Below are 17,796 nucleotides of genomic sequence, written 5' to 3'. Positions count from 1 at the left end.
GCGCGATGCCCCTGCACCTCATGGAGCACCCGGAGGACGTCTCGGTCGTGCGCCTGCCGAGCGGCGAGGTGCCCGCCTTCGACTGGACGACCGGCCCGCTCGCGTCGCTGACCCGCACCGCCGACGAGACCTCCGTCGTCTGCGCCAGCGCCTCGGTGCCGGCGGGCTCGCGCACCGAGGGCCCGTTCCGGGCGGTCGAGGTCGCCGGCCCGCTGGACTTCTCGGCGGTCGGCGTCTTCGCCGACATCCTCGCCCCGCTCGTCGACGCGCAGATCTCGGTCCTCGGCATCTCGACGTTCGACACCGACTGGGTCCTCGTCCCGTCCGACCGCACCCAGGACGCCTCGGCCGCCTGGCGCCGCGCCGGCTTCGTCGTCACCCCCAGCTCCCTGTCCGGAAGGCTGCGCTGATGTCCGTCACCACCCCGAAGGGCTTCCGCGCCAGCGGCGTCACGGCCGGGCTCAAGGCTTCCGGCCGACCGGACCTCGCGCTCGTCGTCAACGACGGCCCCGACCACCACGTCGCCGCGGTCTTCACCGGCAACCGCGTGGAGGCCGCGCCGGTCACCTGGTCGCGCGTGGCCGTCGCCGACGGCCGCGCCGACGCCGTCGTCCTCAACAGCGGTGGCGCGAACGCCTGCACGGGCGCGCCCGGCTTCCAGGACACCCACCGCACCGCCGAGCACGTCGGGGCGACGCTCGGCCTGGCCCCGGGCGACGTGGTCGTCTGCTCCACCGGGCTCATCGGCGAGCGGCTCCCGATGGACCTGCTCCTGCCCGGCGTGGACGCCGCCGCGGCCGGCCTCTCGACGGACGGCGGGCCCGCGGCGGCGGAGGCCATCATGACCACCGACACCGTCGCGAAGACCGCCGCCGTGACGCACCCCGACGGCTGGGCGGTCGGCGGGATGGCCAAGGGCGCGGGGATGCTCGCGCCGGCCCTCGCGACGATGCTCGTCGTCGTGACGACCGACGCCGTCGTCGACCCGGCCGCGCTCGACGGCGTGCTGCGCGCCGCCACCCGCGAGACCTTCGACCGGGTCGACTCCGACGGCTGCATGTCGACCAACGACACCGTCGTCATCCTCGCCTCCGGCGCCTCCGGGACGCCCGCCGACGCCGGCGCGCTCACCGAGGCCGTCACCGCGGTCTGCGCCGACCTCGCACGGCAGCTCGTCGCCGACGCCGAGGGTGCGCACCACGACATCGCGGTCGAGGTCCGCTCGGCGGCCACCGAGGACGACGCCCTCGAGGTCGCCCGGTCCGTCGCCCGCAACAACCTCTTCAAGTGCGCGGTCTTCGGCAACGACCCCAACTGGGGCCGGGTGCTCGCGGCCGTCGGCACGACCTCCGCCGCGTTCGACCCCACGACGCTCGACGTCTCGATGAACGGCGTCCAGGTCTGCCGCTCCGGCGGTGTGGGGGAGGACCGTTCGCTCGTCGACCTCACCGCCCGCGAGGTGCGCGTCGTCGTCGAGCTGCACGCCGGCGACGCCACGGCGACCATCTGGACCAACGACCTCACGCACGACTACGTGCACGAGAACTCCGCGTACTCCACCTGACGGGAGAGGACCGATGACCCCACCCGAGCAGCAGTCCCTGCGCGGCGCGATCGACGCCGCGGCCCTGCGCGTCGCCCAGTCCAAGGCCACGACCCTCGTCGAGGCGCTGCCCTGGCTCGAGCGCTTCCGCGGGGCCCTCGTCGTCGTCAAGTACGGCGGCAACGCGATGACCGACGACGCGCTCAAGGCCGCTTTCGCCCAGGACATCGTCTTCCTGCGCTACGCCGGGCTGCGGCCCGTCGTCGTCCACGGGGGTGGCCCGCAGATCAAGGGGATGCTCGACCGCCTCGGCCTGGAGTCCGAGTTCCGCGGCGGGCTGCGCGTCACGACGCCCGAGGTGATGGACGTCGTCCGGATGGTCCTGACCGGTCAGGTCGGCCGCGAGCTCGTCGGGCTGCTCAACCAGCACGGACCCGTCGCCGTCGGGCTCTCCGGCGAGGACGCCGGCCTCTTCGGGGCCCGCCGCCGGGGCGTGACGGTCGACGGCGAGGAGCACGACATCGGCCTCGTCGGCGACGTCGTCGAGGTCGACCCCGGCGCGGTCCTCGACCTGCTCGACGCCGGGCGCATCCCCGTCGTCTCGACCATCGCGCCCGACCTCGACGTCGACGGCCAGGTGCTCAACGTCAACGCCGACACCGCCGCTGCCGCCCTCGCCGTCGCGCTCGGCGCCCGCAAGCTCGTCGTCCTCACCGACGTCGAGGGCGTCTACGCCGACTGGCCCGACCGTGGCTCCCTGCTCTCGGAGCTGCGCGCGAGCGCCGCCCGCGAGCTGCTGACCCGCGTCGACGCCGGGATGATCCCGAAGCTCGAGGCGTGCATCCGCGCGGTCGAGAACGGCGTCCCGCAGGCGCACGTCGTCGACGGCCGCCAGCCGCACAGCATCCTCCTCGAGGTGTTCACCTCCGAGGGCATCGGCACGATGGTCCTGCCGGACCGGGAGGAGGGCGAGGATGCCTGAGGCACAGCCCGCCCCGCACACCGAGGAGCTCCTCGGCCGCTACGAGTCGGCCCTCGTCCAGGTCTTCGGCCGGCCCCAGCTCGTCCTCGAGCACGGCGACGGCGCGTGGGTGTGGGACGTCGACGGTCGCCGCTACCTCGACCTCGTCGGCGGCCTCGCGGTCAACGCGCTCGGGCACAACCACCCGGCCCTCGTCGCGGCCGTCTCGAAGCAGGCCGGCCAGCTGGTCCACGTGTCGAACTTCTACACGTCGGTGCCGCAGGTCGAGCTCGCCGAGCGCATCCTCCAGGTGGCCGACGCGCCGCCCGGGTCCGCGGTCTTCTTCTGCAACAGCGGGACCGAGGCCATCGAGGCGGCCGTCAAGCTCGCCCGCCGCACCGGCCGCACCGGCATCGTCGCCGCGGAGGGGGCCTTCCACGGGCGCACGACGGGGGCGCTGGCCCTCACCCACAAGCCCGCCTACCGCGAGCCCTTCGAGCCGCTCATCCCCGGCGTCGTCCACGTGCCGTGGGGCGACGTCGCGGCGCTCGAGGCCGCGGTCGGCGCCGACACCTCGGCGGTCGTCCTCGAGCCGATCAAGGGCGAGGGCGGCGTCGTGCCGGCGTCGCCGGAGTTCCTCCGCGCCGCCCGCCGCGTGACGACGGAGGCCGGCGCCCTGCTCGTCCTCGACGAGATCCAGACCGGCGTCGGCCGCACGGGCTCGTGGTTCGCCTGGCAGCAGGCCGGGGTCGTGCCGGACGCGATGACCCTCGCCAAGGGCCTCGGCGGCGGCGTGCCCATCGGCGCGCTCGTCACCTTCGGCCCCGAGGTCTCCGGGATGCTCACCGCCGGCCAGCACGGCTCGACGTTCGGCGGCAACCCGCTCTCGTGCGCGGCCGGGCTCGCGGTCCTCGACACCATCGAGTCCGAGGGGCTGGTCGAGCACGCCCGGGCGATGGGCGAGCACCTCGAGCAGCGCATCGCGACGCTCGGCGACCCGCGCGTCACCGGCATCCGGGGCGCCGGCCTCCTGCGCGCCGTCACCCTCGCGGGGGAGTGGGCCCCGGCGGTCGCCGCGCACGGCCGCGAGGCCGGCCTCATCCTCAACCCGGTGGCGCCCGACGCCATCCGGCTGGCCCCGCCTCTGGTCGTCACCGCCGACCAGCTCGACCTGTTCGTCGACGCCCTGCCCGGGCTGCTCGACCTCGCCACGGAGGAGACCCGATGACCCTGCGCCACTTCCTGCGCGACGACGACCTCTCGCCCGCGGAGCAGACCGCCGTCCTCGACCGGGCCCTCGCGCTCAAGGCCGCGCCGTTCTCCGACCGCCGCCTCGAGGGCCCCCGCACCGTCTCCATCCTCTTCGACAAGCCGACCCTGCGCACCCAGGTGTCGTTCGTCGGTGCCGTCTCGGGCCTCGGCGGCTTCCCGATGGTCGTCGACGGGCGCCTGGCCGGGGTCGGCGTGCGCGAGTCCGTCGCCGACGTCGCGCGCATCCTCGGCCCGCAGTCGGCGGCGGTTGTCTGGCGCACCTTCGCGCAGTCCGACCTCGCCGAGATGGCCGCGTACGCCGGTGTGCCGGTTATCAACGCGCTGACCGACGACTTCCACCCGTGCCAGATCCTGGCCGACCTGCTGACGCTGCGCGAGACCCTCGGCGACCTGCCCGGCCGCACCCTCGCCTACGTCGGCGACGGCGCCAACAACATGGCGCACTCCTACCTGCTCGGCGGTGCCACGGCCGGGATGCACGTCCGCATCGGCACCCCGACCAGCCACCCGCCGGCCCCCGAGGTCGTCGAGCGCGCCCGCGAGGTCGCCGCCTCCACGGGTGGCTCGGTCCTCGTCACCGACGACCCCGTCGAGGCCGTCACCGGGGCCGACGCCGTCGCCACCGACACCTGGGTCTCGATGGGCCAGGAGGCGCAGGCCGACGACCGCAAGGGCGAGGGCAGCCCCTTCACCAAGTACGCCGTCGACGACGCCCTGATGGCCCACGCCGCCGACGGCTCGGTCTTCCTGCACTGCCTGCCCGCCTACCGCGGCTACGAGGTGAGCGCCGAGGTCATCGACGGCCCGCGCTCGGTCGTGTGGCAGGAGGCGGAGAACCGGCTGCACGCCCAGAAGGCGCTGCTGTCGTGGCTCGTCGAGCAGGCCGGGGCGAGCGCGTGACGGTCTCGACCTCCCGGGCCGCCCGCCAGCAGCGGATCACCGAGATCCTGCGGGCCACGCCGGTGCGCAGCCAGACCGAGCTGCTCGACCTGCTGGCCGGCGACGGCATCGAGGTCACGCAGGCGACCCTCTCGCGCGACCTCGTCGACGTCGGCGCCGAGCGGGTGCGGGTCGGCAAGTCGCTCGTCTACGCCGTGCCGGGGGAGGGCGGCGACCGCACGGTCCGCCCGGCCCCCGACGAGGACGAGCGCACGACCCGCCTCGCCGCCCGCTGCCAGGAGTTGCTCGTCGCCGCCGAGCACTCGGCCAACCTCGTCGTCCTGCGCACCCCGCCGGGCGCCGCGAACTTCCTCGCGTCGGCCATCGACCACACCTCCGTGGAGGGGGTGCTCGGCACGATCGCCGGCGACGACACCATCATGGTCATCACGTCCGGACCCGCCCGCAGCCGCGAGGTGGTCGACCGGCTCCTGTCGTACACCCGGAAGGACACCCCGTGACCCCGCCCGACACCGACTCCTCCGCCTCCGTGAGCCTCTGGGGCGGACGGTTCTCGGGCGGCCCGGCCGACGCCCTCGCCGCCCTCTCGAAGTCGACGCACTTCGACTGGCGGCTCGCGCCGCACGACCTCGCCGGCTCCCGGGCGCACGCCCGCGTCCTGCACGCCGCCGGCCTCCTCGACGACGCGACGCTCGAGGCGATGCTCGACGGCCTGGAGCGGCTGCGCGCCGACGTCGAGTCCGGGGCCTTCGTCCCGGCCGAGTCCGACGAGGACGTCCACACCGCGTTGGAGCGCGGCCTCATCGAGCGGGCCGGGGCCGAGGTCGGCGGGCGCATCCGCGCCGGGCGCTCGCGCAACGACCAGGTCGCCACCCTCTTCCGGATGTACCTGCGCGAGCACGCCCGCGTCGTCGCCGGGCTCGTCCTCGACGTCGTCGACGCGCTCGTGGCGCACGCGCGCACCCACCTCGGCGTGCCGATGCCGGGGCGCACCCACCTCCAGCACGCGCAGCCCGTGCTGCTCTCGCACCACCTCCTCGCCCACGCGTGGCCGCTGCTGCGCGACGTCGACCGGCTGCGCGACTGGGACGCGCGGACCTCGGTGTCCCCGTACGGGTCCGGTGCGCTCGCGGGGTCGTCCCTGGGGCTCGACCCCGAGGCCGTCGCGAGCGACCTCGGCTTCGCCGGCGCGGTCGAGAACTCCATCGACGGCACCGCCTCGCGCGACTTCGTCGCCGAGTTCTCGTTCGTCTGCGCGATGACCGCCGTCGACGTCTCGAGGCTCGCGGAGGAGGTCATCCTCTGGGCGACGAAGGAGTTCTCGTTCGTCACGCTCGACGACTCGTACTCGACCGGGTCGAGCATCATGCCGCAGAAGAAGAACCCCGACGTCGCCGAGCTCGCTCGCGGCAAGGCCGGCCGGCTCGTCGGCGACCTCGCGGGCCTGCTGACGACCCTCAAGGCGCTGCCGCTGGCCTACAACCGCGACCTCCAGGAGGACAAGGAGCCGGTGTTCGACGCGGTCGACACCCTCGAGGTGCTCCTCCCCGCGTTCTCCGGGATGGTCGCGACGCTGACCTTCCACACCGAGCGGATGGCCTCGCTCGCCCCGCAGGGGTTCTCGCTCGCCACGGACGTCGCCGAGTGGCTCGTGCGCCAGGGCGTGCCGTTCCGCGTCGCCCACGAGGTCGCCGGCGCGTCCGTGCGGGCCTGCGAGGAGCGCGGCATCGAGCTCTGGGACCTCACCGACGACGACCTCGCGGCCGTCTCGCCGCACCTGACGCCCGGGGTGCGCGACGTTCTCTCGGTCGAGGGCTCGATGGCGTCGCGCTCCGCGCTGGGCGGCACCGCACCGGTGCGCGTCGCCGAGCAGCTCGACCGGGTCGAGGCGCTCGTCGCGACCGCCCGCACCTGGTCGCGCGACCTGCCGCAGGCCCGCTGACCCGGTGACCCCCGCGGCGGAGGTGCTGCGGGGCGACGTGCTCGACGTCGCCCCGCGCCTCCTCGGGGCGCACCTGACCCACGCCGGCGTCACGGTGCGCCTGACCGAGGTCGAGGCCTACGCGGGAGGTGACGACCCGGGCTCGCACGCCTTCCGCGGGCGCACCCCGCGCACGGAGGTGATGTTCGGCCGCGCCGGGCGCCTCTACGTCTACTTCACCTACGGGATGCACTTCTGCGCCAACGTCGTCACCGGCACGGAGGGCAGCGCCTCGGCGGTGCTCCTGCGGGCCGGCGAGGTCGTGGGCGGGCACGAGCGGGCGGCCGAGCGGCGGCCCGGGGTGCGCGAGCGCGACCTCGCGCGGGGCCCGGCGCGGCTGGCCCGCACGCTCGCCCTCGGGCGGGAGCAGAACGGCCTCGACCTGCTCGACGACGACGGTGACGGCGTGCTCGCGCTCGGCGAACCGGTCGACCCCGCGCTGGTCCGCACCGGTCCGCGGGTCGGCGTGAGCGGTCCCGGCGGCGACGGCACCGCGTTCCCGTGGCGGTTCTGGGTCGACGGGGAGCCGACGGTCAGCGCCTACCGCGCGGCGGTGCCCCGGCGCCGGCCGACCTCAGACCGTGGCTGACGCGGCGTAGGAGCGGATCTCCTCCCGCAGGGCGCCGCGCACCGCGTCCGGTGCGAAGGAGGCGTCGACCGCCGCGAGGGCGAGGTCCGCGACCCCGGTGGCGTCGAGGTCGAGGAGCGCCGCGGCGACCTCGTACTCGCGGTTCAGCGTCGTGCCGAACATCGGCGGGTCGTCGCTGTTGACGGTGACGACGACCCCGGCCTCGACCATGGCGCGCAGCGGGTGCTCCTCGATCCGCTCGACGACGCGGGTCGCGACGTTGCTCGTCGGGCAGACCTCCAGCGGGATGCGGTGCTCGGCGAGGTGGGCCAGCAGGCGCGGGTCCTGCACCGACGAGGTGCCGTGCCCGATCCGCTCGGCACCGAGCAGCTCGAGGGCGTCCCACACCGACTGCGGCCCGGTCGACTCGCCCGAGTGCGGCACCGCGTGGAGCCCGGCGGCCCGGGCGGCGGCGAAGTGCGGCTGGAACTGGGGCCGGGGGACACCGATCTCCGGCCCGCCGAGCCCGAAGCCGACGAGCGCCTCGGGGCCGTGGTCGAGCGCGTGCGACAGCGTGGCGTCCGCGGCGGGCAGGCCGGACTCTCCGGGGATGTCGTAGACCCACCGCAGGACGACGCCGAGGTCGCGCTCGGCGTCGACCCGGGCGTCCTCGATCGCGGCGGTGTACGCCTCGATCGGGATGCCCCGCACGACGGACGTGTACGGCGTCATCGTCAGCTCGGCGTAGCGGACGTTCTGCCCGGCCAGCTCGCGGGCCACCTCGTAGGTGAGCATCCGGACGTCCTCGTCGGTCCGCACGAGGTCGACGGTCGCGAGGTAGAGGTCCACGAAGTGCGCGAAGTCGGTGAAGGTGAAGAACCGCGCGAGCTCCTCGGGGTCCGTGGGGACCGGGCTCGAGGGGTGCCGGGCGGCGAGCTCGGCGACGATGCGCGGCGAGGCGGAGCCGACGTGGTGCACGTGCAGCTCGGCCTTGGGCAGCCCCGCGACGAAGGTCGTGAGGTCGGGGCGGGGCGAGGCGGTCGGGGTGGTCACAGCCCGCAAGCATGACGCACCGCCGGGCACCGGGGCGCCGATGGTGGCGTGCGTGGCAGGCTGGGTCCGCCGGCGCGACCGCCCGGCGACGACGCACCGGGAGGCACCACCGTGACCGACATCCTCGACGAGCTGCAGTGGCGGGGGCTGGTGGCGCAGTCCACCGACGAGTCCGCGCTGCGCACGGCACTCGCCGACGGCCCGATCACGGCCTACTGCGGCTTCGACCCCACCGCGCCGTCGCTGCACTTCGGCAACCTCGTGCAGCTCGTGCTCCTGCGCCACCTCCAGCGGGCCGGCCACCGGGTCATCTGCCTCGTCGGCGGGTCCACCGGGCTCATCGGCGACCCGCGGCCGACCGCCGAGCGGGTCCTCAAGACCAAGGAGCAGACGGCGCAGTGGGTGGAGAACATCCGCCGCCAGGTCGAGCCCTTCCTCGGGGGCGACGAGGGCAACCCCGCCGTCTTCGTCAACAACCTCGACTGGACGGCCCCGATGTCGGCGCTGGACTTCCTGCGCGACGTGGGCAAGCACTTCCGGGTCAACCAGATGGTCAAGAAGGACGCGATCGCCGCGCGGCTCAACAGCGACGAGGGCATCTCGTACACCGAGTTCAGCTACCAGCTGCTCCAGGGGCTGGACTACCTCCAGCTCTACCGCGACTTCGGCTGCACGCTGCAGACCGGGGGCAACGACCAGTGGGGCAACCTCACCGCCGGCTCGGACCTCATCCACCGGGTCGAGGGGGCGTCGGTGCACCTCCTGACGACCCCGCTGCTCACCGACTCCTCGGGGGAGAAGTTCGGCAAGAGCGCGGGCAACGCGATCTGGCTGGACCCGGCGATGACCAGCCCGTACGCCTTCTATCAGTACTGGCTCAACGTCGAGGACGCCTCGGTGGTCACGCTGCTCAAGGTCTTCACCGACCGGGGGAGCGAGGAGATCGAGGACCTCGGGCGGCAGGTGCAGGAGGAGCCCTGGAAGCGGGCGGCGCAGCGCGTCCTCGCGCAGGACGTGACGACCCTCGTCCACGGGCGCGCCGCCACCGACGCGGCCCGGGCCGCGGCCGAGGCGCTCTTCGGGAAGGGCGACCTGCGCGCCCTCGACGGACCGACCCTGCGGGACGCGGCGGCCGAGCTGCCGCGAGGCACCGTGACCGTCGGGATGCCGCTCGTCGACGCGCTCGTCGCCGTCGGCCTGGCCGACTCGCGCAACGCCGCCCGGCGCACGCTGGGGGAGGGCGGCGCCTCGGTCAACGGGGCGAAGGTCTCGGACCCGGAGGCCGTCCTCGCCGCGGACGACGTGCTCGCCGGCGGCGTCGTGGTGCTCCGGCGGGGGCGCAAGAACCTCGCCGCGGGCCTCGTCGATGCGCCGCCGACCGCCTGAGAAGCGACTCAGACGACGAACCCCGCTGTCCTGCAGCGGGGTTCGTCGCATCACGGGGCACGGCGGCCCGTCGCAGGGGAGCGGATTTGTGTTCGGCGCCGAGAGTCATCTAATGTTCTCGACGTCAGCCCGAGAGGGCGAACCGGACACCAAGCGGCAGGGCCGTCCAGCCCCGCACCAAGTAGGCCGGACCACTTGGCTGACACCCACGACGAAGGCCCCGCACCACGGTGCAGGACGACGGAGTGGCCCGGACCACCGGACGACGAGCCCCGAACGGAGCGAGTTTGACCGGGACGGATCGGGAAGGGTAACTTGGAGTGGTTGCCACGGAGCGAGAGCCCCGCAGACAGCAACTCCCACAGAACAGCCCCGGCGAACGCCTCGATGAGGTGGACGTGGGTGCGCGTTCGAACCTTGAGAACTCAACAGCGTGTCAAGAATCGATGCCAATTTTTACCTCGTCGCATCGCTCTTAGCTCGTCCCGTCTGGGGTGGGTGTGGGTGGTGCTCGAGTTTTTCCTTTGGTTGATGACGAACAAACAGCTTTATTGCTGGTTGTTCGTGCTCAGCCGGGTTTCACACGTTTCGTGTGTATGAGTTGTTCACTGGTTGCTTAACGGCGCTGGTGGATGTGATTCATCAACGGAGAGTTTGATCCTGGCTCAGGACGAACGCTGGCGGCGTGCTTAACACATGCAAGTCGAACGGTGATCCTTGGTGCTTGCACCTTGGTGATCAGTGGCGAACGGGTGAGTAACACGTGAGTAACCTGCCCCAGACTCTGGAATAACCCCGGGAAACCGGAGCTAATACCGGATACGACATCAGGCCGCATGGTCATGGTGTGGAAAGTTTTTCGGTCTGGGATGGGCTCGCGGCCTATCAGCTTGTTGGTGAGGTAGTGGCTCACCAAGGCGACGACGGGTAGCCGGCCTGAGAGGGCGACCGGCCACACTGGGACTGAGACACGGCCCAGACTCCTACGGGAGGCAGCAGTGGGGAATATTGCACAATGGGCGAAAGCCTGATGCAGCGACGCCGCGTGAGGGATGACGGCCTTCGGGTTGTAAACCTCTTTCAGCAGGGAAGAAGCGAAAGTGACGGTACCTGCAGAAGAAGCACCGGCTAACTACGTGCCAGCAGCCGCGGTAATACGTAGGGTGCGAGCGTTGTCCGGAATTATTGGGCGTAAAGAGCTTGTAGGCGGTTTGTCGCGTCTGCCGTGAAAATCCGGGGCTCAACCCCGGACTTGCGGTGGGTACGGGCAGACTAGAGTGTGGTAGGGGAGACTGGAATTCCTGGTGTAGCGGTGAAATGCGCAGATATCAGGAGGAACACCGATGGCGAAGGCAGGTCTCTGGGCCATAACTGACGCTGAGAAGCGAAAGCGTGGGGAGCGAACAGGATTAGATACCCTGGTAGTCCACGCCGTAAACGTTGGGAACTAGGTGTGGGTCTCATTCCACGAGATCCGTGCCGCAGCTAACGCATTAAGTTCCCCGCCTGGGGAGTACGGCCGCAAGGCTAAAACTCAAAGGAATTGACGGGGGCCCGCACAAGCGGCGGAGCATGTGGATTAATTCGATGCAACGCGAAGAACCTTACCAAGGCTTGACATATGCGAGAACGCGGCAGAGATGTCGTTCTCTTTGGACACTCGTATACAGGTGGTGCATGGTTGTCGTCAGCTCGTGTCGTGAGATGTTGGGTTAAGTCCCGCAACGAGCGCAACCCTCGTTCTATGTTGCCAGCGCGTGATGGCGGGGACTCATAGGAGACTGCCGGGGTCAACTCGGAGGAAGGTGGGGACGACGTCAAATCATCATGCCCCTTATGTCTTGGGCTTCACACATGCTACAATGGCCGGTACAAAGGGCTGCGAAACCGCGAGGTGGAGCGAATCCCAAAAAACCGGTCTCAGTTCGGATTGGGGTCTGCAACTCGACCCCATGAAGTCGGAGTCGCTAGTAATCGCAGATCAGCAACGCTGCGGTGAATACGTTCCCGGGCCTTGTACACACCGCCCGTCAAGTCACGAAAGTCGGTAACACCCGAAGCCGGTGGCCCAACCCTTGTGGAGGGAGCTGTCGAAGGTGGGACTGGCGATTGGGACTAAGTCGTAACAAGGTAGCCGTACCGGAAGGTGCGGCTGGATCACCTCCTTTCTAAGGAGCACAGGCCAGGCCGGCCTCTTCGGAGGTCAGGGGTTCTGGTCCATGTAACGCCCGGTCTGTCCCCGAGTGTGGGGCAGCGGGTGCTCTGGGTGGAACATCGATTCTGGCACCGTGGACCTGGTGGTCCTCGCAAGTACGGCTGATCCTTCGGGGTGGGTGTGGAACGCGGGATCCTGGGGAGGCGGTGCCTGACACGTTGTTGGGTCCTGAGGGCTCGAACGACCTGCACGCCTTCTGGGTGTGTGGGTGTTCGCTCTCTGGGTCGCCTTCTAGGGCGGCCAGGACCCCTACCGCGGACGAACCGCCGAGCGTGAGTGCTTGGTAGGCGCCGGCGCACGGTGGGGGCCCGCCCGTATGTTGAGAACTACACAGTGGACGCGAGCATCTTAAAATCTTTGTGCATCAAGTTTTTAAGGGCAAACGGTGGATGCCTTGGCACCAGGAACCGAAGAAGGACGTAGGAATCTGCGATAAGCCTCGGGGAGTCGATAACCAGACTGTGATCCGAGGATTTCCGAATGGGGAAACCCGGCTGGAGGCAAGTCCAGTCACTCCCGCCTGAATATATAGGGCGGGTAGAGGGAACGTGGGGAAGTGAAACATCTCAGTACCCACAGGAAGAGAAAGCAACCGCGATTCCGTGAGTAGTGGCGAGCGAAAGCGGAAGAGGCTAAACCGTATCTGTGTGATAGCTGTCAGGCGTTGCAGGTACGGGGTCGTGGGACTTTTCGGATGAGGCTGACACCTTGTCATGGAGTCAAAAAATCGTGTCATAGTCGAAGGACATTGAAAGGTCCGGCACAGAGGGTGCGACCCCCGTAGACGAAATGTCATGATCTCCAGAGAAGTATCCCAAGTAGCACGGGGCCCGAGAAATCCCGTGTGAATCTGGCGGGACCACCCGCTAAGCCTAAATATTCCCTGGTGACCGATAGCGGACAAGTACCGTGAGGGAAAGGTGAAAAGTACCCCGGGAGGGGAGTGAAATAGATCCTGAAACCGTTTGCCTACAATCCGTCGGAGCCTCCTTGTGGGGTGACGGCGTGCCTTTTGAAGAATGAGCCTGCGAGTTAGTGCTCAGTGGCGAGGTTAACCCGTGTGGGGAAGCCGTAGCGAAAGCGAGTCCGAATAGGGCGATTGAGTCGCTGGGTCTAGACCCGAAGCGGAGTGATCTACCCATGGCCAGGTTGAAGCGACGGTAAGACGTCGTGGAGGACCGAACCCACTTAGGTTGAAAACTGAGGGGATGAGCTGTGGGTAGGGGTGAAAGGCCAATCAAACTCCGTGATAGCTGGTTCTCCCCGAAATGCATTTAGGTGCAGCGTCACGTGTTTCTTACCGGAGGTAGAGCTACTGGATAGCCGATGGGCCTCACCAGGTTACTGACGTTAGCCAAACTCCGAATGCCGGTAAGTGAGAGCGTGGCAGTGAGACTGCGGGGGATAAGCTCCGTAGTCGAGAGGGAAACAGCCCAGATCACCAGCTAAGGCCCCTAAGCGTGTGCTAAGTGGGAAAGGATGTGGAGTTGCATTGACAACCAGGAGGTTGGCTTAGAAGCAGCCACCCTTTAAAGAGTGCGTAATAGCTCACTGGTCAAGTGATTCCGCGCCGACAATGTAGCGGGGCTCAAGCACACCGCCGAAGCTGTGGCATTGACATATTGCCCGGCCACCACGCCTGCGGGTTGGTGGTCCAAGCGTGTCGATGGGTAGGGGAGCGTCGTGTGGCCAGGGAAGCGGCGGAGTGATCCAGCCGTGGAGGCCACACGAGTGAGAATGCAGGCATGAGTAGCGAATGACGGGTGAGAAACCCGTCCGCCGAATAACCAAGGGTTCCAGGGTCAAGCTAATCTGCCCTGGGTAAGTCGGGACCTAAGGCGAGGCCGACAGGCGTAGTCGATGGACATCCGGTTGATATTCCGGAACCGGCGAAGAACCGCCCATGACGAACCTTCTGATGCTAAACGCCTGAAACCGGCCACTGCCTGCTCTCCTTCGGGAGTGTGGGTCGGCCGGCGGAACGCGTGACCCGAGGTTGTAGTAGTCAAGCGATGGAGAGACGCAGGAAGGTAGCCTCCGCGTGGCGATGGTAGTCCACGTCCAAGGGTGTAGGGAGTGGCATAGGCAAATCCGTGTCACACATATCCTGAGACCTGATAGTGACCGCGAATGCGGGAAGCAGGGTGATCCTATGCTGCCAAGAAAATCTTCTAGCGAGGTTCGAGCCGCCCGTACCCCAAACCGACTCAGGTGGTTAGGTAGAGAATACCAAGGCGATCGAGTGAATCGTGGTTAAGGAATTCGGCAAAATGCCCCCGTAACTTCGGGAGAAGGGGGGCCCAGACCTTGAAGGACTTCACGTCCTAGGGGAAAGGGCCGCAGAGACCAGGGAGAAGCGACTGTTTACTAAAAACACAGGTCCGTGCGAAGTCGCAAGACGATGTATACGGACTGACGCCTGCCCGGTGCTGGAAGGTTAAGAGGACGGGTTAGATCCCTTTGGGGTCGAAGCTCAGAATTTAAGCCCCAGTAAACGGCGGTGGTAACTATAACCATCCTAAGGTAGCGAAATTCCTTGTCGGGTAAGTTCCGACCTGCACGAATGGCGTAACGACTTCTCCACTGTCTCAACCGCGAACTCGGCGAAATTGCACTACGAGTAAAGATGCTCGTTACGCGCAGAAGGACGGAAAGACCCCGGGACCTTTACTATAGCTTGGTATTGGTGTTCGGTACGGCTTGTGTAGGATAGGTGGGAGACTGTGAAGCATGCACGCCAGTGTGTGTGGAGTCAACGTTGAAATACCACTCTGGTCGTTCTGGATATCTAACCTCGGTCCGTGATCCGGATCAGGGACAGTGCCTGGTGGGTAGTTTAACTGGGGCGGTTGCCTCCTAAAATGTAACGGAGGCGCTCAAAGGTTCCCTCAGCCTGGTTGGCAATCAGGTGTCGAGTGTAAGTACACAAGGGAGCTTGACTGCGAGACTGACAGGTCGAGCAGGGACGAAAGTCGGAACTAGTGACCCGGCGGTGGCTTGTGGAAGCGCCGTCGCTCAACGGATAAAAGGTACCCCGGGGATAACAGGCTGATCTTGCCCAAGAGTCCATATCGACGGCATGGTTTGGCACCTCGATGTCGGCTCGTCGCATCCTGGGGGTGGAGTTGCTCCCAAGGGTTGGGCTGTTCGCCCATTAAAGCGGTACGCGAGCTGGGTTTAGAACGTCGTGAGACAGTTCGGTCCCTATCCTCTGTGCGCGTAGGAAACTTGAGAAGGGCTGTCCCTAGTACGAGAGGACCGGGATGGACGAACCTCTGGTGTGTCAGTTGTTCTGCCAAGGGCACCGCTGATTAGCTACGTTCGGAAGTGATAACCGCTGAAAGCATCTAAGCGGGAAGCACGCTTCAAGATGAGGTTTCCATGGGACTTGTTCCCGAGAGGCTCCCGGCTAGACTACCGGGTTGATAGGCCAGATGTGGAAGTGCAGCAATGCATGCAGCTGACTGGTACTAATAAGCCGACAACTTGATACACACTTACAAGACTTTCTGTGTTCGCGTCCACTGTGCAGTTCCCGAGATACGGTCGGGAACCCGATTTGAGATCTCCATAGAGTTTCGGCTGTCATAGCGAAGGGGAAACGCCCGGCTCCATTCCGAACCCGGAAGCTAAGCCCTTCAGCGCCGATGGTACTGCACTGGTGACGGTGTGGGAGAGTAGGACGCAGCCGGACAACCAATCCAGAAAGGGCCCACCAACACGTTTGGTGGGCCCTTTCTCGGTTCCACGACCACATTTCTCACGGCCCCGAGGGCTTTCCTTCGACGGGCCGGTGAGAGCCGCCCGCTGCTGTGCCGCGTGAGAGCGGTGGCCGCTCGGCCGCCGCCGAGCCCCGCAGCGCGGGCCCCATCCCCGAGCCGACGACGGCGCCGCCGATAGACTGGCGCGCCGCCTGCCGGCATCCCGACCGACGAGAGGACCACCAGGTGTCCGACGACGACCAGCGCCGCGGAGGAGCCGACCGCTCCGGCCACGGCGGCAGCGACCGCCGCCCCACGAGCGGGGGCCGAGGTGCCCCGCGCCGCGGAGCGAGCGGCGGCCCGCGAGGTCAGGGCGGTTCGGGTTCCGGGCCGCGCGGAGCCGGTGGCGGCCGCGGCGGGTCCGGTGGTCCGCGTCGGGCACCCGGCAGCGACGAGCGACGCGGTGCGCCGGCCGGCCGCGCGGGCGACGGCCAGGAGCGGGGCGGCAGCCGCCTCGCCCCGAAGAGCCCCCGGCTGCCCGAGCCGCGCATCCCCGACGAGGTGACCGGCAAGGAGATCGACCGCAGCGTCCACCAGCAGCTGCGCACGCTCTCGAAGGAGAACGCCGACGGCGTCGCCAAGCACCTCGTCATGGTGGCCGTCATGCTGGAGGCCGACGAGATCGACGCGGCGATGGCCCACGCCGAGACCGCGGTCCGGCGGGCCGGGCGGGTCCCGGCCGCGCGCGAGGCACTCGGGATGGTGGCCTACCGCACGGGTGACTTCGCACGTGCCCTCACCGAGTTCCGCACCGTGCGCCGGCTCAGCGGCTCCTCCCACCTGCTTCCCCTCATGGTCGACTGCGAGCGGGGTCTCGGTCGCCACGACCGCGCCCTCGAGCTGGCCGCGTCCCCCGAGGCCAAGACGCTGACCGCCGCGGAACGCCTCGAGCTGGCGATCGTCGTCTCCGGCATCCGCCGCGACCTCGGCCAGTTGGACGCTGCGCTCCTCGCGCTCCAGGTGCCGGCGCTCACCCAGGGCCGCAAGGCCGGGGCCCACCGCCTCCAGTACGCGTACGCCGACACGCTGCTCGCGCTCGGCCGACCCGACGAGGCCCGCGAGTGGTTCCTCAAGGTCGTCGACGCCGACACCGAGCTCGAGACCGACGCGGTCGAGCGGCTCGAGGAGCTCGACGGGGTCGTGCTCGAGGACTTCGGGGACGACGAGGAGCTGGCTCCGGAGCCCCCGGCGTGACCACGCTGGCCGCTAGGTACCGTGCGCTCGTCTGCGACCTGGACGGTGTCGTCTACCGTGGCCCGGCCGCGGTGCCGCACGCCGTGCAAGCCCTCTCGGCGCTGGACCGGCCGGTCGTCTACGCGACGAACAACGCGTCGCGTCGGCCCGCCGACGTCGCGCAGCACCTGCGCGAGCTCGGGCTGGACTGCGCGCCGGACGACGTGGTCACGAGCAGCCAGGCCGCGGCGTGGCTGCTGACCGAGGCGGGCACCCCGGCCGGTGCGTCCGTGCTCGCCGTCGGGGGAGCCGGGGTCGGCGACGCCCTGACCGAGTCGGGCTTCGGCGCGGTGCGCCGCGCGGCCGACGCCGGCGGCGACGTCGCGGCCGTCGTCCAGGGCTACGGCCCCGACGTCAGCGCCGCCGACCTCGCGGAAGCGGCCTACGCCGTCGAGGACGGTGCCCGCTGGGTGGCGACGAACACCGACGCCACCCTGCCCACGGACCGCGGCACCGCCCCCGGCAACGGCTCGCTCGTCGCCGCGGTGGCCCGCGCGGTCGGGCACGACCCGCACGACGTGGCCGGCAAGCCGCGTCCGCCGCTCTACCTGCTCGCCGCCCGCCGGCTCGGCCTCGAGGCATCCCAGGTGCTGGCGGTCGGCGACCGGCTCGACACCGACATCGAGGGGGCCGTCAGCGCCGGCGCCGAGTCGCTGCTCGTGCTGACCGGGGTGGACGACCTCGACGCCGTCCTCACCGCTCCCGCGGCGAGACGCCCGACCTGGGTGGCGCCCGACCTGCGGTGGCTCCACGAGGACCCGGCCGCCGGTGAGGGGTCGCTCGAGCAGCTGGCCACCGCCGTGCGCGCGGCTCAGGAGGCTTATGACGCGGGCGACACCGCCCGGGCGGAGGAGCAGTCCGACGCGGCCCGCCACCTGCTGGAGCGGATGACCGACCGGTAGCGTGGGGCTCCCGCGGCCGAC

12 protein-coding genes and 3 rRNA genes are annotated in these 17,796 nt (G+C 69.1%); 14 read left to right on the top strand and 1 reads right to left on the bottom strand.

Annotated features, from left to right (window positions below; genetic code table 11):
* The first annotated feature begins 5 nt into the window (after positions 1-5).
* The 8 genes from HL663_RS14305 to HL663_RS14270 are packed head-to-tail and all read left to right on the top strand — an operon-like array spanning position 6 to position 7,246.
* Positions 6-410 (top strand): ACT domain-containing protein, encoded by a 405-nt coding sequence (locus tag HL663_RS14305; RefSeq protein WP_173030192.1) that lies wholly within the window; start codon positions 6-8, stop codon positions 408-410.
* A complete protein-coding gene (gene argJ / locus HL663_RS14300) occupies positions 410-1,564 on the top strand; it encodes a bifunctional glutamate N-acetyltransferase/amino-acid acetyltransferase ArgJ (protein ID WP_173028996.1) in 1,155 nt (384 codons plus the stop codon). Before HL663_RS14305 ends, argJ begins: the two co-directional genes overlap by 1 nt.
* Positions 1,565-1,577: 13 nt before the next feature.
* Positions 1,578-2,525, top strand: a complete 948-nt coding sequence (argB, locus tag HL663_RS14295) for an acetylglutamate kinase (protein ID WP_173028995.1) — start codon at positions 1,578-1,580, stop codon at positions 2,523-2,525.
* Entirely contained in the window at positions 2,518-3,732 is a 1,215-nt protein-coding gene (locus HL663_RS14290; protein ID WP_173028994.1) for an acetylornithine transaminase, read from the top strand. Before argB ends, HL663_RS14290 begins: the two co-directional genes overlap by 8 nt.
* On the top strand, positions 3,729-4,676 hold the full coding sequence (gene argF / locus HL663_RS14285; protein ID WP_173028993.1) for an ornithine carbamoyltransferase: 948 nt from the start codon (positions 3,729-3,731) through the stop codon (positions 4,674-4,676). The genes HL663_RS14290 and argF overlap by 4 nt, the downstream gene beginning before the upstream one ends.
* Entirely contained in the window at positions 4,673-5,176 is a 504-nt protein-coding gene (locus HL663_RS14280) for an arginine repressor (protein ID WP_173030191.1), read from the top strand. The genes argF and HL663_RS14280 overlap by 4 nt, the downstream gene beginning before the upstream one ends.
* Positions 5,173-6,618 carry an argininosuccinate lyase gene (argH, locus tag HL663_RS14275; RefSeq protein WP_173028992.1) on the top strand — a complete coding sequence of 482 codons (1,446 nt, stop codon included), beginning with the start codon at positions 5,173-5,175 and terminating at the stop codon, positions 6,616-6,618. Before HL663_RS14280 ends, argH begins: the two co-directional genes overlap by 4 nt.
* Before the next feature lie 4 nt (positions 6,619-6,622).
* Positions 6,623-7,246, top strand: coding sequence for a DNA-3-methyladenine glycosylase (locus tag HL663_RS14270; protein ID WP_173028991.1), 624 nt, complete (start codon positions 6,623-6,625; stop codon positions 7,244-7,246).
* Here HL663_RS14270 and HL663_RS14265 read toward each other — a convergent pair.
* On the bottom strand, positions 7,232-8,278 hold the full coding sequence (locus HL663_RS14265) for an adenosine deaminase (protein ID WP_286175645.1): 1,047 nt from the start codon (positions 8,276-8,278) through the stop codon (positions 7,232-7,234). The two genes, HL663_RS14270 and HL663_RS14265, sit on opposite strands and share 15 nt — an antisense overlap.
* Before the next feature lie 111 nt (positions 8,279-8,389).
* Here HL663_RS14265 and tyrS point away from each other — a divergent pair, with 111 nt between their 5' ends.
* The 6 genes from tyrS (at position 8,390) to HL663_RS14235 (ending at position 17,775) form a co-directional block, all read left to right on the top strand.
* On the top strand, positions 8,390-9,664 hold the full coding sequence (gene tyrS / locus HL663_RS14260) for a tyrosine--tRNA ligase (protein WP_173028990.1): 1,275 nt from the start codon (positions 8,390-8,392) through the stop codon (positions 9,662-9,664).
* 642 nt (positions 9,665-10,306) lie between these two features.
* Positions 10,307-11,832 (top strand): 16S ribosomal RNA (locus HL663_RS14255).
* Between the two features lie 409 nt (positions 11,833-12,241).
* A 23S ribosomal RNA gene (locus HL663_RS14250) occupies positions 12,242-15,373 on the top strand.
* 83 nt (positions 15,374-15,456) lie between these two features.
* Positions 15,457-15,573: ribosomal RNA gene (gene rrf, locus HL663_RS14245) — 5S ribosomal RNA — on the top strand.
* The 16S, 23S and 5S rRNA genes sit together here, the layout of an rRNA operon.
* 253 nt (positions 15,574-15,826) lie before the next feature.
* On the top strand, positions 15,827-16,834 hold the full coding sequence (locus tag HL663_RS14240) for a tetratricopeptide repeat protein (protein ID WP_286175644.1): 1,008 nt from the start codon (positions 15,827-15,829) through the stop codon (positions 16,832-16,834).
* On the top strand, positions 16,831-17,775 hold the full coding sequence (locus HL663_RS14235) for an HAD-IIA family hydrolase (RefSeq protein ID WP_173028989.1): 945 nt from the start codon (positions 16,831-16,833) through the stop codon (positions 17,773-17,775). The genes HL663_RS14240 and HL663_RS14235 overlap by 4 nt, the downstream gene beginning before the upstream one ends.
* Positions 17,776-17,796 lie beyond the last annotated feature (21 nt).

Origin of the sequence: Arthrobacter sp. NEB 688, from assembly GCF_013201035.1 — a bacterium.
Lineage (GTDB): Bacteria > Actinomycetota > Actinomycetes > Actinomycetales > Dermatophilaceae > Phycicoccus.
The sequence above is the reverse complement of the archived record's forward strand: the minus strand, read 5'-3'. Positions and strand labels throughout refer to the sequence as shown.

What these genes read in the sequence shown, in the direction of transcription:
- argB (WP_173028995.1), top strand. Translation starts at nt 1,578, where the DNA reads ATGACCCCACCCGAGCAGCAGTCCCTGCGCGGCGCGATCGACGCCGCG.
- argJ (WP_173028996.1), top strand. Translation starts at nt 410, where the DNA reads ATGTCCGTCACCACCCCGAAGGGCTTCCGCGCCAGCGGCGTCACGGCC.
- argF (WP_173028993.1), top strand. Translation starts at nt 3,729, where the DNA reads ATGACCCTGCGCCACTTCCTGCGCGACGACGACCTCTCGCCCGCGGAG.
- HL663_RS14290 (WP_173028994.1), top strand. Translation starts at nt 2,518, where the DNA reads ATGCCTGAGGCACAGCCCGCCCCGCACACCGAGGAGCTCCTCGGCCGC.
- HL663_RS14305 (WP_173030192.1), top strand. Translation starts at nt 6, where the DNA reads ATGCCCCTGCACCTCATGGAGCACCCGGAGGACGTCTCGGTCGTGCGC.